At 72.2% G+C, this 15,921-nt stretch carries 17 protein-coding genes and 1 pseudogene; 9 read left to right on the plus strand and 9 right to left on the minus strand.

All coding sequences use genetic code 11. The features are described from left to right. Window positions 1-13: 13 nt before the first annotated feature. Both ABWK59_RS35295 and ABWK59_RS35300 read right to left on the minus strand, forming a co-directional pair. A complete protein-coding gene (locus ABWK59_RS35295) occupies window positions 14-475 on the minus strand; it encodes a pyridoxamine 5'-phosphate oxidase family protein (RefSeq protein ID WP_354645196.1) in 462 nt (153 codons plus the stop codon). Beyond that, a complete protein-coding gene (locus ABWK59_RS35300; protein ID WP_354644750.1) occupies window positions 361-774 on the minus strand; it encodes a hypothetical protein in 414 nt (137 codons plus the stop codon). The genes ABWK59_RS35295 and ABWK59_RS35300 overlap by 115 nt, the downstream gene beginning before the upstream one ends. 148 nt (window positions 775-922) lie before the next feature. Here ABWK59_RS35300 and ABWK59_RS35305 point away from each other — a divergent pair, with 148 nt between their 5' ends. Further along, window positions 923-1,696, plus strand: a complete 774-nt coding sequence (locus ABWK59_RS35305) for a hypothetical protein (protein ID WP_354644751.1) — start codon at window positions 923-925, stop codon at window positions 1,694-1,696. Window positions 1,697-2,055: 359 nt separating this feature from the next. Here ABWK59_RS35305 and ABWK59_RS35310 read toward each other — a convergent pair whose 3' ends face one another. The 6 genes from ABWK59_RS35310 to ABWK59_RS35335 form a co-directional block, all read right to left on the minus strand. Beyond that, on the minus strand, window positions 2,056-2,877 hold the full coding sequence (locus tag ABWK59_RS35310; protein WP_354644752.1) for an alpha/beta fold hydrolase: 822 nt from the start codon (window positions 2,875-2,877) through the stop codon (window positions 2,056-2,058). A gap of 168 nt (window positions 2,878-3,045) precedes the next feature. Then, window positions 3,046-3,387: a glutamate-cysteine ligase family protein gene (locus ABWK59_RS35315; RefSeq protein ID WP_354644753.1), complete on the minus strand. Its 342-nt coding sequence runs from the start codon at window positions 3,385-3,387 to the stop codon at window positions 3,046-3,048. A 10-nt stretch (window positions 3,388-3,397) separates the two neighbouring features. After that, complete coding sequence (locus ABWK59_RS35320; RefSeq protein ID WP_354644754.1) at window positions 3,398-3,616, minus strand: hypothetical protein; 219 nt, start codon at window positions 3,614-3,616, stop codon at window positions 3,398-3,400. Window positions 3,617-3,739: 123 nt separating this feature from the next. Further along, window positions 3,740-4,633, minus strand: coding sequence for an SDR family oxidoreductase (locus ABWK59_RS35325; protein WP_354644755.1), 894 nt, complete (start codon window positions 4,631-4,633; stop codon window positions 3,740-3,742). 210 nt (window positions 4,634-4,843) lie between these two features. Further along, window positions 4,844-5,161 carry a hypothetical protein gene (locus ABWK59_RS35330; RefSeq protein WP_354644756.1) on the minus strand — a complete coding sequence of 106 codons (318 nt, stop codon included), beginning with the start codon at window positions 5,159-5,161 and terminating at the stop codon, window positions 4,844-4,846. Next, on the minus strand, window positions 5,136-5,843 hold the full coding sequence (locus tag ABWK59_RS35335) for a hypothetical protein (RefSeq protein WP_354644757.1): 708 nt from the start codon (window positions 5,841-5,843) through the stop codon (window positions 5,136-5,138). Before ABWK59_RS35335 ends, ABWK59_RS35330 begins: the two co-directional genes overlap by 26 nt. Window positions 5,844-5,955: 112 nt before the next feature. Here ABWK59_RS35335 and ABWK59_RS35340 point away from each other — a divergent pair, with 112 nt between their 5' ends. The 8 genes and pseudogenes from ABWK59_RS35340 (at window position 5,956) to ABWK59_RS35375 (ending at window position 14,136) form a co-directional block, all read left to right on the plus strand. Further along, window positions 5,956-6,390, plus strand: coding sequence for an Hsp20/alpha crystallin family protein (locus ABWK59_RS35340; RefSeq protein ID WP_354644758.1), 435 nt, complete (start codon window positions 5,956-5,958; stop codon window positions 6,388-6,390). A gap of 120 nt (window positions 6,391-6,510) precedes the next feature. Next, on the plus strand, window positions 6,511-6,804 hold the full coding sequence (locus ABWK59_RS35345) for an STAS domain-containing protein (protein WP_354644759.1): 294 nt from the start codon (window positions 6,511-6,513) through the stop codon (window positions 6,802-6,804). Window positions 6,805-6,832: 28 nt separating this feature from the next. Beyond that, window positions 6,833-7,237 carry a DUF2267 domain-containing protein gene (locus tag ABWK59_RS35350; RefSeq protein ID WP_354644760.1) on the plus strand — a complete coding sequence of 135 codons (405 nt, stop codon included), beginning with the start codon at window positions 6,833-6,835 and terminating at the stop codon, window positions 7,235-7,237. A gap of 55 nt (window positions 7,238-7,292) precedes the next feature. Beyond that, a complete protein-coding gene (locus tag ABWK59_RS35355) occupies window positions 7,293-7,688 on the plus strand; it encodes a DUF2267 domain-containing protein (RefSeq protein WP_354644761.1) in 396 nt (131 codons plus the stop codon). A 134-nt stretch (window positions 7,689-7,822) separates the two neighbouring features. Next, window positions 7,823-8,227, plus strand: a complete 405-nt coding sequence (locus ABWK59_RS35360) for an STAS domain-containing protein (protein WP_354644762.1) — start codon at window positions 7,823-7,825, stop codon at window positions 8,225-8,227. A 13-nt stretch (window positions 8,228-8,240) separates the two neighbouring features. Beyond that, complete coding sequence (locus ABWK59_RS35365; protein ID WP_354644763.1) at window positions 8,241-8,474, plus strand: DUF6296 family protein; 234 nt, start codon at window positions 8,241-8,243, stop codon at window positions 8,472-8,474. 840 nt (window positions 8,475-9,314) lie between these two features. Continuing rightward, window positions 9,315-9,631, plus strand: a pseudogene (locus ABWK59_RS35370) (IS3 family transposase); the annotation flags it as partial. A 1,019-nt stretch (window positions 9,632-10,650) separates the two neighbouring features. Further along, on the plus strand, window positions 10,651-14,136 hold the full coding sequence (locus tag ABWK59_RS35375; RefSeq protein ID WP_354644764.1) for a glycosyl hydrolase: 3,486 nt from the start codon (window positions 10,651-10,653) through the stop codon (window positions 14,134-14,136). A gap of 612 nt (window positions 14,137-14,748) precedes the next feature. Here ABWK59_RS35375 and ABWK59_RS35380 read toward each other — a convergent pair. After that, on the minus strand, window positions 14,749-15,807 hold the full coding sequence (locus ABWK59_RS35380) for a substrate-binding domain-containing protein (RefSeq protein ID WP_354644765.1): 1,059 nt from the start codon (window positions 15,805-15,807) through the stop codon (window positions 14,749-14,751). Window positions 15,808-15,921: the final 114 nt, after the last annotated feature.

Here is a 15,921-nt window from a genome sequence, read left to right on the forward strand (position 1 = left end):
GACGGCCGCCCGGCTACTCCACCCGGATGCGGCGGCCCGTCACCGTCGCCGGGAGGACCCGGATCCACACCTCCCGGCGGCCGCCCGCCCAGGGCGCGCCCACCGCGGCCTCCTCCAGCCGCTGTCGGGCGGCCGGGCCGTCCACCGGCTCGGCGGTGCCGCTGATCAGGACGCTCCAGCCCGCGCTGCGGTGCCCGTCCACGTGGTCCACCTCGAAGGCCACCTCGCTCCCGGACGGGACGGCGGCCGGTCCGCCGGCCGAGGTGCGGTAGGCGATCGCCGTGCCGTCCCCGGATCCCCGGTCTCTGAACCAGTCCGCTCCACCGCCGGCCGGCCCCGACGGTGCAGCGCCGCGCGGCGCTACCGCCAGACGATCCTTCCGCGGATCTGAACGCTCCCCTCCGAGTCTGCGGGGATGTCGGCGCCGATGATGCCAGCGCTCGTCTCCTCGGCCTTCATCTCGGGCCAGCGGCAGCTGATTCGGTTCTCGTCCACCGTGCAGGGCCCTGACGCGGTGAGCGCCCTCACGGCGGAGGAGGGGCTGATCGCGTGGGTCAGCACCACATCATGGATGGCGTGACCGGAGCGGTTGCTCACCGTCCAACCCCAGCTGACGTGGCTGCCGTCCTCACTCATCTGCGCCGCGTCATAGACGAACGCCACCTCGCCCGCGCTGCTCTCAGCGGCGTGCGCCAAGGGCGCGGGGGCGAGAAGGGTCGCAGCTACCGCAACCGCGGCGACGATGGGGCGCAGGCGGGAAGTTTCGATCTTCATGCCCTTCTCAACGCCGCCGGGACGGTCTGGTCACTCCGCCGACCATGACGGTCGTACGCCGAAGGGCCGACCTGCGCGGTCGAGCCCTGGCGCAAATGGAGAACATCTCGTACAGCGATGTGTACGAGATGTCGGGCGCCACCGTTCGGTGGCGCCCACCGACGCCCGGCTGGTCCATCTGCTGCGGCGATGGGGTCCGCAGGCCGTGGAGGCGCTGCCCGAACCGTGCGCCGTCCTGCCCCGGTTCCAGTACGCCGCCACCGCGATCACCGCCGTCGCCGCCGCCGGCATTGGGCCGGAGCAGCGCGAGCAGGCCGCCACCGCCCTGCGGGCCGGCGCCGGGAAGCTGTTCGTGGCGCAGGCGCTGCACGAGCTGACCGGCGAGATGGGGCCGCTGTTCGCCGCCGCCGAGGCGGCGCTCGCCACCGTGTGGGCGGCGCCATCGAGGGCGCCCGCGCCGTGGCCGACCTCGGCCCGGCGGCCGCCCGTCTCATCCCGGCCCTGCGGACGGGCGCTCGGCCGCACCATCGACCGCGACACCACACCGGTGGCGGACACCGACCTCGCCCTGGCGCTCGCCCTGTGGCGGATCGCCGGGGAAACGGCCGAGGTCGTCCCGGTGCTGGCCTCGGTGCTCGACAGCAGTGAGGGCCGACCGTGGTCCCACTGGACGGCCGCCCGCGCCGCCCGCGACATCGCCGTGCTCGGCCCGGCCGGCCGCCCCCTGACCACCCGGCTCGAAGCCCTCCTCGACGACCCGGCCGCCTGGCGCCCTCGGCCGTCCTCGGGCTGCTCGCCGTCGCCGATCCGACCGGCCTCGACCGCGCCCGGCTCGCCGAAGCGGCACTGCACTCCGCCGAGACCCGCGCCGACCTCGAAGGCGCCTGCGACGCCCTGCGGGCCCTCGGCGCCGCCGCCCTGACGCCGGAGCAGCACGGTCGGCTGGCCGCGCTCGCCACCGGGGACCGCCGCCTGGTCGCCTCCGGGTCCGACCACGCGATGATCCGCGAGGACGAACAGCTGCGCGCCGCGCTGGCGTCCGTCCTGGACCGGGTCGGCTGAGGCCCAGGTCCTCTCTGTCGGCTGGGGAAGCTCCGAGGTGTGACCTGCGGGGCGCGCCGATGGCGAGCCGGGGAGGCGGACACGGGGGCGTGAGCGCTCCGACACCGGAACCGGGGAAGGAGCGGCGGCCTCCCCGGCTATGGCGCTGAGGGCAACCGCCGCAAGGAGGTCCGGGTGACGGGCGGCAGCGGCTCCGGGTGCTGTGCGGGAATCGCTCGTTCACCGACACCTCATCCGGCTCAGGACGGGATCGGGTGCCGGCCCAGGAACCCGGCCAGGGCCTCGGCGACGGGCCGGGGCCGTTCGAGGTGGGAGGAGGTGACCGACTCCGGGGACGGTGTGCTCCTGGACGTCGGGGACGGTGGCGCGGAGGAATCCGGCGACATCGGTCCACAGCGGTCGGGTGTCGGCACCGAGCACGGACAGCACCGGCTGCCGGAGCGCTGCGGCGTCATCGGCACCGAAGCGCCACTCGGCCAGGGCGGGGAACTCGACGGCGAACAAGGTGTCGGCGTCCTTGACCGCCTGCGCGACGCTGCCCGGTACCCGCTCCTCGAGCACGGCCCGGCACTCCGCCCAGCTCATCCCGCTGACGGCGGCCAGGAACATGCCCAGCGCACGCTCGGTCTCGCCGTTCGCAGACGCCTCGAGGACCGGCGCCGCCTCGGCGAGGAACGCCCGGCCGGCAGGACGGGTGAGCAGGGAGAGCTCCAGCAGGGCGGCCGTGGCGACGCGCTCGGGGTGGTCCTCGGCGAGCTGCGCGACGACCGCCGCGCCGCTCGACTGCCCGACGGCATGGACATGTTCCACTCCGAGACAGTCGAGCAGCGCCAGCGCGTCGGCGACGTGGTCGGGAATGCCGACCGGGCCGGGGGTGCGGGTGCTGCCCGCCCACCCCAGCCGGTGGTAGTGGATGAGGCGGTACCGTTCGGCGAGCGCCGGTTCGGCGACGAGCGGGGCGAACCCGTCGGCGAGTACCGGACCGACCAACAGGACGGGCTCGCCGGATCCGCGGACCGAGAGGAACCCCGGTATGTCCACGTCCGCGTTCGTGTCCGCGACGCGGACCTCCAGGGTCGGCAGATGCTCTGACGGCCGCGCCGCCCAATAGATCATCTTCCGCGCGAGGATCACCTGGGCGGCGATCAGCCGCCGGGCGGTCCGCTCGTAGCCGTCCTCATACAGCAGCGGGGCGGGCCCGCACGTCGGTCAGGCCAGGTACCGGTCCCAGCGGGTCCCGGCCATGCCGGTGTCCTGGCCCTCGCAAAACGGGGAGTTCACACACAGGGCGTGGAGGGCGGGCAGCCAGGGGCGCAGGTGTGCGGCAAGTGCCGGGGCCTCGCCCCGCTCCAGGTCGCCGAGATGGACATGGCAGCCGCACAGTTCCCCTCCCACTTGGTCCCACACCTCGCGGTCGATGTGCGCGGCCACCCGTCGGTAGCGGTCGGTTTCCGTGACCGGCAACGGGTGCCGGCTGGGCAGTACCGCGGTCCCGGAGGCGACCAGCAGGCAACCGGCGCCGGCCGCAGCGTGTACCAGGGTGCGGCGCATCGCCACCAGCTCAGCCCGCAGCCCGCAGCCCGGCGGCCGTGGCCACCGGCCGCGTGCAGGCCTCCACCTGGGTCTGCAGGAACTCGAACTGCGCCCGATTCCCGAGTAGCCGGGCGGCCTCATGGAGTACGGGACGGGCCTTCGGCACGGTCGTGCGGGTCGCGGGATCGGCGAGCGGGAACTCCTCTTCCACGCCGAACCGCAGCACTCTCGGGGTCGGCGCGCTCATCGTGACCTCCCGCCTACCCGGCGGCTTCAAGAGTGCGGGTTCACCGGTAGGTCTCGGGACTTGGACGGCGGGTCCTATACGCCGCGAGCCGTGGCTGACGGCTGGATCGTGGGACGTGGTGGCTCAGGGCAGGGGGGTGCCGCCGGTGGCGTTGACGATCTCGGCGGTGATGTAGGACGCCTCCTGGGAGGCGAGGAAGACGTAGGCGGGGGCCACTTCGGCGGGTTGGGCGGCCCGGCCGAGGGGGGACTGCTCGCCGAAGTGCGCGACCTTCTCCTCGTCCATGGTGGCCGGGATCAGGGGTGTCCACACGGGTCCGGGGGCGACCGCGTTGACGCGGATCCCGTCGGGGGCCAGCTGCATCGCCAGTCCCTGGGTGAAGGCGACGATCGCGGCCTTGGTCATCGCGTAGTCGAGCAGGTGCGGGCTCGGCTTGTAGGCCTGGACGGAGGCGGTGTTGATGATCGAGGCGCCGGCGTGCAGGTGGGGGAGGGCCGCGCGGGTGAGCCAGAACATGCCGTACAGGTTGGTCCGCATCACCCGGTCGAACTGCTCGGTGCTGATCGCGACCAGCCCGTCGGGTTGGGACATCTGGTAGGCGGCGTTGTTCACCAGCACGTCCAGGCCGCCGAACATCTCCACGCACCGGTCCACGAGGCTCGCGCAGAAGGTCTCCTCGCGGAGGTCGCCCGCGACGGCGAGGACCCGACGGCCGGACCCGGTCACGAGTCGGGTGGTCTCCTCGGCGTCGTCCCGCTCCTCGGGCAGGTGGCAGAAGGCGACGTCGGCGCCCTCGCGGGCGAAGGCCAGGGCGACGGCACGACCGATCCCGGAGTCGCCGCCCGTGATCAGCGCAACCCTGCCGCTCAGACGGTCGGATCCCCGGTAGGACTCCTCACCGTGGTCGGGTTCGGGGCGCATGCCGCGGCCGCTGCCCGGGTGGGGCTGGGACTGTTCCGGAGCTGGGGGAGTGGGGTACTGCTCCACCGGGTTCCGCGGCGTGTACTGATCGCTCATCACCACTGGTCCTCCCTCAGGGCCCCACATCCACCTTCCCCCAGGGACTCGCATTCGCCCCGGGCCGCGCCGCTGCCACGCGGCCCGGAGCACCCTCCGAGTGTCACCGCCGCGCCCACGGTGCGCACCGCACGCTGCGGCACCCGAGTGGCTCGGCTGAGGCGTCCGATGGAGCCTCGCCGGTCCGTGGCGGACGCGGGGCTTGCGGGTTCAGGCGGTTTTGGACCGCGGGGCGGCTCCCGCGCGTGCCGTGGGCAGGCCCGGTTGCTCGGCGGAGCGGCCGGGTGTCTGTTGCCCGGGGCCGGGGCCGGGGCCGGGGCCGGGGCCGGGGCTGGGGGTGGGCAGGGGCCAAGGTTGGGCGTGGTGGTGGCGTAGGGCGTCGAGCCGGGCGAGGTGGGTGTCGAGGGCGGCGGTGACGGTGCTCGTGGTGGCGGCTACTTGTGCTTCGAGGTCGTGGATCCGGTCCAGGAGGTGCTGCCAGCGGGCCTCGGCGGTGGTGGGGTCAGGCGCGGCGCCGGTTGCTGTCATCGCGGAGCTGGTGGGTGTGGCGGGTGAGGTCGTCGAGGCGGGTGGCGAGGTCGTTGTGGTCGGGGCCGAGATGGGGGCGGATGGCGGCGAGGGGCTCTATGAGGTCGGCCGGGTCGGTGGTGCCGAGGGCGGCGGTGAGGGCGGCCTGGGCGGGGCGGGCGTCGGGGGCGAGCCCGGTGGTGGTGATCCGGGCGGCGAGGACGCGCAGGTCGGCGGCGTTGTCGCGGGCCCAGGCGGCCACGGTGCGTTCGGCGGCCCGGCGGTCGCGTACGGCCTTGACGCGTTCCGCGCCAGTCTCGGTCCCGGCGGCGGGGGCGGTGGCACGGGCGGGGTGCAGGCGCAGGTAGCGGTTCTCGGCGGCCTGGCGGCTGGCGACGCCCATGGGGCGGGCGAGGTCGGCCCAGGTGGCGCCGGCGGCGCGGGCGTTCTCGACCAGGCCGGCTTCCCAGCCGGCGAGTTCGGCACGTAGTTCGCGCAGCAGCACCAGCGCGGCCAGGGCCTGCTCGGGGCCGGCTTCCTCCGGACTGGGGTGCCCAGCGCTCGGGCCGGTCGGGGTGGCGTCGGGGGCCTGGGCGGCGCGGACGGCGTCGTCGATGGCGGCCAGGGCAGCGGCGGCGGCGAGGAAGGAGAGGGGCTCGGTGCCTTCGGGGCGGGGGTCGGGCTTCGGGGGCTTCTCACGCATGTTGTCACCTTAACAACGACGAGTAGGGTTTGTCATCGGATGGATGACGTGTTAGAACGGTGACAGGTGAAACGCACTGGCACCCTTTGATCCCACTTGGAGGTGTTTCGCGATGCTGATGCGCACCGATCCGTTCCGCGAGCTGGACCGCCTGACCCAGCAGTTCCTGGGCACGACCGGCACCTGGTCCCGGCCGACCCCGATGCCGCTGGACGCCTACCGCGCCGGCGACGAGTACGTGATGTGCTTCGACCTGCCCGGGGTCGACCCGGAGGCGATCGACATCGACGTCGAGCGGAACATGCTGACCGTCAAGGCCGAACGTCGTCCCCGCCACGACGCGGAGGACGTGAAGTGGGAGCTGTCCGAGCGCCCGCTCGGCGTCTTCTCCCGCCAGGTGATGCTCTCCGACACCCTCGACCCCCAGGGCATCACCGCCGACTACGACGCCGGCGTGCTGACCTTGAGGATCCCGGTCGCCGAGCGGGCCAAGCCCCGGAAGATCGCGATCAGCCACCGCGACGACCACAAGCAGATCCAGGCCTGACCCGGCCCCGAGGCAGTCCCGTGCCGCCCCGGTAATCCCCCGAGGGAAGCGGCACGGGACACCCCGCCCCTACCCCCCCACGCGCCACGCGAGGGCACCGACCAGAACAGCGAGCAGCCCATGCCAGACCAGGGCCACGCTCCCTTCGTCGTGCGGGCACACGGCGAGATCGACCTCGATGCCGCCCCGCGCCTGCGCCGCGAGCTGACCCACGCGCTGGACGCCCACCGGGAGGTGCTGCTCGACCTGTCCCGAGTGACGTTCATGGACTGCTCGGGCCTGGGCGCCCTCGTCCGGGCCCGCAACCAGACCGACCGCACCGGCAGCCGCCTGGTCCTGCGAGGTGTCAGTCACCCCGTGGCCAGGCTGCTGAGACTCACCGGCCTCACCGGCCGCCTGACCCCCACCCCCTGATCGCTCCTGCGCGAAGGGAGGATCCGCAGTGACGCTCCGATGGGAGGCGTTCTTGGACCGGGTCCAAGAACGCGGCGAATACGACACCGCCGAGGAAGCCGAACGCGCGGCCCGCGTCGTGCTGGCCCTGCTCGGCGCCCACCTCGTGGGCCAGGTCCGCGCGGAACTGGCGGCCCGCCTGCCCGAGGCTCTGGCTCTGGTCCTGCTCAACCCCCTCCAGGCCGCCGAACCGCTCACCCCCGACCGGTTCGTGCGCGCCACCGCCGCCTGGATCGAGGGCGCCACCGAGCAAACCGCCCCGTGGGACATCGGCGCCGTCCTGTCCATCGTCGCCGACGCCGCCGGCGACCAGCTCATGGACCGGATCCTGTTCCAGCTCCCACCCGGCTACGACCTGCTCTTCGGCCGCCCACCGGCCAGCCACCGCCCCTGACCCGCTCAGCGCCGCCCCGCCAGCCGCGCGGCCCCACACGGAAGACCCGCCCGCCATGACCCGCTACCGCCGCCTCCTCCAGCAGGTCCGCACCGGCGGCCGCTACCCCAGCCACGAGGAAGCCGAACGCGTCCTTACCGCCGTCCTGGCCCTCCTCGGCTCCCAACTCACCGGCGACGAACGCTGCGACCTCGCCGCCGCCCTACCCGAACGGGCCCGGGCCGTCTTCGCCGCCCAGATCCCCCTGCCCCACCCCGTCGCCGCACCCGCCTTCATCGAAACCCTCGCCCACACCCTGGGCACCAGCCTCACCGCCGCCCGCTGGGACGCCTCCTCCGTCCTGGCCACCCTCACCACCCTCACCGACCCCCACCTCACCGACCGCATCCTCGCCCACCTGCCCCGCGGCTACGCCCCGCTGTTCGGCCGCGCCGAACTGGCCGCCGCCTGAAGAGGCGGGCCCGGCCCGCGAGCGCGGGAACGCCGCCGGGCCTCCGCCTCCGGCGACGCGACGCCTCGGACGAGGTCACCGGCCCGAGGCGGGCTCGCGTACGGACACCTCCCCCGGCCGGAAGGGAGCTCCTCATGTCCCCCCGGTATGGCACACGCTTCGCGGACACCGGTGCCACCGCAACGCTGCTGCGGATCACCACCACGACAGGCAGCGGTGCCGCTCGGATCGTCCACCTGAACGGCCAGGTCGACCAGGATCAGCGCCTGCGGCTGGAGAGCGCGCTCGAGCGTGCCGTGGCCGATCGCCCGCCCCGGCTGGTCGTCGACCTTGCCGGCTTGGGCTTCTGCGACTCCACCGGTCTCAACGCGCTCCTCAAGACCCGGATCGCCGCTCGCGCGGCCGGCCTCCCACTCGTGCTGGCCGCACCCACCTCCCAGACCCGCCGGCTGCTGGAGATCACCGGCGCCGACGAGGTGTTCACCATCTACGACAGTGTCCGCGCCGCCCTGGCCGACACCGCCGCGCACACCGAGTGAAGTGAGGCCACCGATGGACAGACCTCTGCGCTACGCGATCACCCTGCCCGGCCCCCTCGGCGGACACGGGCCGCCCGAGGTCGTCATCGTGCACCCCACCGGCGAGCTGACCGCCGTGGGGATGCCGGTGTACGCGGATGAGACGGGCGCCTTCCGGGTGGCGATCGAAGGGGAGGCGGCGAGGCCACTCGCCGCGTCGCCGGGGCCCGGCCGTCATATCTGCCTTCACGCCGTGCCGCTGCCCTGACCGGGGGTTCGCGGCTCTGTGTTCCGGCGGCCGGGCGGCGAAGGGGTCCCGGACCGGAGGTGGCGCGCAGCCGTCCGGTCGGCGATCCGGTTCGCTGCTCTCACGCCGGGTAGCCGATCGGATCTCGACAGCGCCCGCCCCGCTCGACGACTGGACGGCCGTGATGCCCCCGACTCGTGTACTCCCGTACCACCGCCGTCTCCGGTTCACGCCCCGCACCGCCCACGTGGGCCCGGCAGTCGCCTTCGCGCCGCAGACCGTGGACGTGTGGCGCCGGTGCGGCCGACTCGATGGTGCCAGGCCGTTCCTAGTCGAGGACACGCTCCCGATCGTGGGGAACTGGCTGCCAACGCCGTGCGCCACAGCGGCGGTCTGGTCGAGGTCGGACTCGAACTCGGGCCCGGCCGGCTGCGCGTCACCGGGAGTTCGCCGGCGAGGAACTCCCGGCCAGTACGGTTGAGGATCGCCATCCGGCCGTGCTTGGGGATGTCGGCCGGGGCTGTCGGAGTGGCGCCGGTGGCCGGGCTCGCGGCCGGCGCGGTGCGTACGGATCGGTGCTATGCGTGGGCGTATGCCCGCCCTTCGCACGGGGTCGGGTATGTCGTGGAGGCTGCGACGCGGGTCATGAAGGCGGCCGACAGGACGGTGGCCCTTCGACCGTAAAACCGTGCAGGTCGGCGAAAGTGAGGGTCAGAAGCGTCTGCGACCGTTCTCCGGCCGCATGGAACTCGTCCAGTACATCGCTCTCCGCAGGCCGCCCGCCGCTCACACTTTGAGCTTTGCCCCGTGACGTGGACACCCTGACACTTGGATCTTGACGATCCAGGAAGGGAAGTCCAGGTGGGACGTCCGTCGAAGTACTCGGACGAGTTCCGTCGTGATGCCGTCGCGCTGTACCGGGCCTCGGAGGGCCGGCGCACGTTCGCGGCCGTCGCGAAGGAGATCCTGCGCCGGGCAGCCGCGTATTTCGCACGGGAGATGAAGTGAGGGCCCGCCGCTGGGACTTCATCTCCGCCCATGCCGCCGAGTTCGGTGTCCAGCGGTTGTGCGAGGTCCTGGGCGTCGCTCGTTCCGGCTACTACGCCTGGCAGGCCGGTGCTCGGGCGCGTGCCGACCGGGCGGCGGCGGAGGCCGCGCTGGTGGGCGAGATCCGGTCGCCGGCGATGCCGCCGCCCATCAGGGGGGTGGCCTTGGTGGTGGCGGTGGTGTGGGCGGCCGCGTTCGCCGGGCACCTCATCGCCCTGGTCGTTCTCGTCGTCGAAGCCGTCCTCGTCCTCCTCCTGGTGGAGGCCGGCACCAGCCTCCACGACCACTGGGACAAGGCCCCTGCCGGTCTCGCCGCCCTGTTTAAACGAAGACCACAAGCAGGGCACCGAACTCAATCGCGCCAAGCTGCTCCACGCGCGGATGACCCCGCCGAAGTCGCGGCGCTGACAACACCGACGCTGCGGGCCGGGACCGCCCTCGGGGTCCCGGCCCGCAGCCGTCTGACGGAGCCGACGGCAGCAGCGTTTCCACCCGCGAGGAAAGGCCGCACCGGGGCTGGATAGCATCCCGGCGGTCTCTCCAGCCTATCCTGAGAGCGCTCTCTGGATGTCAAGAGCCGTGCCGCCTTCCTGGCGGTGCGTCAATGGCTTGAAGCATCAATGTGATCTCCTCGGCTTGCTGGAAATCGGGAAGGCGCCCGGCATTCCGGTGACCCCTGGACTCCCCACAGGGCTCCGTCCGGGTTTTGGTGGTCCGGCATCAATGCGCTCATGACCCGCGCGCAAGAGGGAATGCCTGGTAGGCGAGGTGCGGCGACAGCGCAGACCCGCTGCCGGTACCGCGGCTACGGGGCTCCGCGGCCGCTCGCGTCCGGCTTGGTGCGTTCCTCCGGGCCTATCGGCGGTTCCTGCCGCTTGTCGGATGGCGTCGAAAGTATTGACGGCCCGTGAGCACCCCCTTAGCCTCCTCGACTTGAGAGCGCTCTCAATCGAGGGTTCCTGTCGTCGCGCACGATCAGCTCCACCTGGCGATGGCTCTCGCGCAGATCGTTGCATCCTCCCGCCGCGCGGCTGTCCCGGTGCGCGGCCCCACCCTGGGAGATCCCATGCTGATCAGACCTGCCGACCGAACTCCACGGGCGGTACCCGTCCCCGGCCCGCGCGGGGCGGACACCCGCTGTTTACGGCCGTTGTCCGGAGACCGCCGGTTCCTGCGGGCAGGGGCCGTCGGCCTCGTGGCCGCGCTGCTCGGTGCCGCGCTGGCCGCGCTCGGCCCGCAGACTGTCGCCTCTGCCGACACGGTCGGAGCGGGCAGCTACACGACCCAGACGCCCGGCCCGCTGCCGTCGGGCTGCGGGAACCTGTCGACGAATCCGCGTCAGTGGGTGACGGCGAACGCCCCTGCGGGTGCGGTGCCGACCAACGACTGGTGGTCGTCGATCCTGTGGAAGAAGACCAACTGCGCGTACGGTGAGCCGCTGTTCGCGCATCCGCTGGGGTTCCGCGCGCAGTCGGCGGGGCTGGGTTTCTCGTACACCATCACTCCGGCGATCTCCGGCAGCGGCACGGGCGTGGGGGAGTACCACTTCCCGTACAGCGAGGACTTCGTGGCGGGCGTGACCGGTCTCGGCGCGCCGGAGGTGAAGGTCGACGGGTGGAGCGACTGGACGGTCAGCCCGTACTTCTCCGACGGGGCGCGCACGGTGCGGGCGACCATCGGCGAGGGTCTGCCATTCGCGTACTTCCAGGTGGCTGGCGGCGACGCGCAGATCTCCGTCGTGCCGGGTGCGAGTGCCGCCGTCTGGTCCAACACGGGCTCGTCGATCGGCTACACGATCAAGGGCCACGACTACGTGGCCTATGCCCCCGCCGGCGCGACCTGGTCGGTGAACGGCTCGGCCATCACCTCGTCGCTCGCGGGCAAGGGCTACTTCTCGATCGCCGTCCTGCCGACCACGCCGTCGACGCCCGCCTCCGAGCGTGCCGCGCTCGCCGCAACGTACGGGCAGTACGCGCACAGCCACGTCACCGGCAGCACGGTCGCCTACCGCTACGACGAGGCGAGCGGCACGGTCACCACCGACTACCGGTTCACCACGGTCGCCCGGGAGGGCACGGAGACCGGGACGGTCGCCGCGCTGCTGCCGCACCAATGGCGCTACCTCGCCGGCGGCAGCCCGCTGCCGCAGACCTACGTCTCGGGGCGCGGTGCGCTGAAAGTCCTGGCCGGCATCTCCTCGTTCACCACGTCGATGGTCTACCACGGGGTGCTGCCGGAGGTGCCGGCGGTCGGTGACGGCAGCGGCACGGACGCGACCACGCTGCAGAACTACCTGAACGCCGAGAAGGCCGACCCGACGAAGCAGGTCAGCGACGACACCTACTGGACGGGCAAGGGCCTGGGCCGGGCCGCCCGCATCGCGGAGATCGCGGACCAGACGGGCAACACCGCCGTCCGCGACTCGGCGCTGACGGCGATCAAGTCCAAGCTCACCGACTGGTTCACGGCTTCCCAGGGCAAGACGGCGCACCTGTTCTACTACGACAGGAACTGGGGCACGCTGATCGGCTACCCCGCCTCGTACGGCTCGGACCAGGAGCTGAACGACCACCACTTCCACTACGGCTACTTTGTCGCGGCGGCCGCGACCCTCGCGAAGTTCGACCCGGCCTGGGCCGCGAACGGCCAGTACGGCGGCATGGTCGACCTGCTGATCCGCGACGCGAACAACTACGACCGCAGCGACACACGCTTCCCGTACCTGCGGGACTTCGACATCTACGACGGCCATGACTGGGCGTCCGGCCACGGCTCGTTCGCCGCGGGAAACAACCAGGAGTCCTCGTCGGAGGGCATGAACTTCGACAACGGCCTGATCCAGTGGGGTGAGGTCACCGGCAACAGGGCCGTCCGTGACGCCGGCATCTACATGTACACCACGCAGGCCGCGGCCATCCAGGACTACTGGTTCGACAGCAGCCACCAGAACTACCCGAGCACCTTCCCGCACGACGAGGTCGGCATGGTGTGGGGCGACGGCGGCGCGTACGCCACCTGGTTCTCCAGCGCCCCGGAGCAGATCCAGGGCATCAACCTCCTCCCGGTGACGGGCGGCCACCTCTACCTCGGCTACGACCCGGCCTACGTCAAGGCCGACTATCAGGACATGCTCACCAACAGCGGCCACACCCGGCCGACGATCTGGACGGACATCTGGTACGAGTTCCTCGCGCTGGGCGACGGCGACAAGGCCCTCGCGGCGTTCCGCGCCGACAACTCCTTCACCTCGGAGGAGGGCGAGAGCAAGGCCCACACCTTCCACTGGATCCGCAATCTCGCCGCCCTCGGCACCGTCGACACCGCCGTCACCGCGGATTCCCCGCTGGCCTCGGTCTTCGTCAAGAACGGCGCCCGCACCTACGTCGCCGCCAACATCACCGCCAACTCCCGCACCGTCCACTTCTCCGACGGCACCACCGTGAACGTCCCGCCTGGCAAGACCGTCGCCACTGGCGCCAACACCTGGAGCGGCGGCAGCGCCACTGGCGGCTCCAGCCCCACCGGGGACCCGACCGCCACCGCATCACCGTCCGGCTCCGCATCGCCGTCCACCTCGGCCTCGCCGACCGGCAGCCCCTCCGGCAGCACCTCTGCCTCCCCCTTGCCGACCGGCGGCACCGGCTCCTCGCCGACGCTCTACCTGCAGGGCGACGGCAGCCTCACCGGCACCACGCAGGCGGCCAGCACCGCCATCGTGGCCTCGGTCGGGGGCGCCAACCACGACGGCACCCCGTCCAGCCCGCTCACGATGACCGCCACCGGCCTCAACCTGACCTATAGCGGCGGCACCACCGGCTTCGACCTCGTTGTCGACGCGAACAACGCGGTCGGCAACGCCACCCAGCTCCGTCTCTCCTACGACTGCACCGGCGACGGGAACTGGAACCGCGTCGAGACCTACCACTACTACGCCACCGATCCGGTTCCGGGCTGGGAGCACTACACACAGACCGCCGGCCTGGCCTCGGCCACCGGGACCCCGTGCGAATTGGTCAACGGGACCGTCAAGGCCGAGATCTGGAACGCCCTCGGCAACGCCCCCACCACCCTGGGGACCGGTAACGGGTCCGTCCTCAACCTCCCCTACACCGCGACCACCGGCTCGACCGCTTCGCCGTCGGCCACGGACGGCACCGGGGGCACCTCTTCGCCCACCCTGCACGCCCAGGGCGACGGCACCCTGACCGCGGCCACCCGGGTGGCCGGCAGCGCGGTGATCACCTCCGCGGGCGGGGCGAACCACGACGGCACCCCGTCCAGCCCGCTCACGATGACCGCCACCGGCCTCAACCTGACCTATAGCGGCGGCACCACCGGCTTCGACCTCGTTGTCGACGCGAACAACGCGGTCGGCAACGCCACCCAGCTCCGTCTCTCCTACGACTGCACCGGCGACGGCTCCTGGGACCGAGTCGAGACCTACCGCTACTACGCCACCGACCCCGTCGCCGGCTGGGAGCACTACACCCAGACCACCGGCCTCGAATCCGTCACCGGCGCCGCATGCAACCTGACCGGCGGCACCGTCAGGGCCGAGATCTGGAACGCCCTCGGCACCAACCCCAGTGCCCTCGGCACCGGCAACCTCACCGTCCTGCGACTGCCCTACAGCTGACCTGACACCAGCAGTGGGGCGACCCAAGGCCCGGGCCCCGCGTACGGGGCCCGGGCCGACGCCATATGTCCTCGGGGCCGGACCGGTCGGTCGCCGCCGGCCGGCCGCTTTGTACTGGGGCCCTGCTGGTTCTGGCCCTCACCGTCCTTTCCCCCGGCCACCCCTCTGTCGTCTACGAGATCCTGTTGGCCGCCCCGCCATCTCGGTAGCCGCGCCGGAGCCGACACCGGCCACCACCGACGTCAGCGTGCCTCGCACCGAAACCGCCCTGTTCGGAGACGGTGCCGCACCAGCCGCCCCGACGGTCAGCCGTGATCGGGCCCGGGCGGCGGCCACGCGGCCGCTGGTGCCATGAATCGACTCGAGGGGAAAGGGGACGGTCCTGATCGACATCGCAGCCGGCCGCCCCATCGACGTTCCGCCCGACCACACTCCCGAGACCTTCATCGCTGACCCCGGCCTGCTGGGCCATCTCGTCGAGTCGCGATGACACGGGCACCCTATCCAGGTGCTTCGGCACAGCACAGAGCGGAATTCCGCCGCCAAGGAGCAGGCGTCTCTCGTGGTCGCCGCAGCGCTGCAGACCGACGGCCACCGCGGGCCGCCCCGGCATCAGCCGCATTCGGTTCCGGCCGATCGCCACGACTCCGCATCGACCATCACCGCGGGGGCAAGCACCTCCCCCGGAAATGCCCTGCCGTTCTTCACCTTGTCGTACATCGCCTGCACGGCAAGGGTACCCACCTCCTTGCCGTTGATCGACAGGGCGGCCCTCATGGCAAAGGGATCTCCGTCCTCCCAGCCCCTGCAGGCGAGGTAGGCACCGAGCCCCACGCCGATGACGTTCGCGGCACCGACGCCTGCTGCCCGGAGTGCGGAGAGGCCGCCCAGGACATTCTCGTCGTTGCAGCCCCACACCACCCAGTGCCGCGGCGAACCCGGCTCGGCGACGGTGGTCGACGCGACCGCCCTCCGCGCGCCCTCCGAGGTGTTGTCCGTCGCGATGGTCAGGGTGCGGACCTGGCCCCCGCTCTGCAGGAACGCCAGCTTGGCTCCGTCGATCCGGTCCTCGCAGACACTGAGGTCGGTTCGGCCTGCGGCGACGACCCGCGTGTCCGCCGCCTTCCACCCCGCCTTCCGGTACTCCTGGGCGGCGCGGCGGCCGACCGCGTCACCCATTGCGGCTCCGTCGAACCCGACCCGCGGCACGAGTCTCTGGTGGGCGCACACGCTCGGGTCGGGAAGGTCTTCGCACATCTGGTCGTCGGAAGCCAGCAGCTCCACCCGCGCGTCGTGTGCGATCCTGACCAGCTGCGGCCCCAGGGCAGGATCCGGCGACGCCACGATCACACCGCTCGCACCGCGGGACACCGCCGCCCGCAGTGCGTCGAGCGTCTTCTTCCCGTCGGTCCCGACGTCCACGACGGTGAGATCGACATCGAGCTCCGCGGCGCGCGCCTGTGCTCCCCTCGCCTCGTCCCGGAAGTACGCCTGGTCACCCTGCTTCTGCAGGTAGGTGATCGAGATCCTGCCGGATCCCCCGACGGGTCGCGGATCCCGGCCGACACAGGATCCGAGCGTGGCGAGCGCGACGATCCCCGCCAGGGCACCCGACACTGCGTGTGGCAAACGGCTCATGGCACCCTCACATATCAGAACCGATTCAAACATTTTGCAACAGTGATGTCGGCGCCATGTATGTCAGCGCACCACAGGGCACGTCAAGGGGAAGCGGCGGCCCCGACCGGCGCGACAGCCCGTCCACCACGACTGCGACCTGCGGCC

Origin of the sequence: Kitasatospora sp. HUAS MG31 (assembly GCF_040571325.1) — a bacterium.
Lineage (GTDB): Bacteria > Actinomycetota > Actinomycetes > Streptomycetales > Streptomycetaceae > Kitasatospora > Kitasatospora camelliae.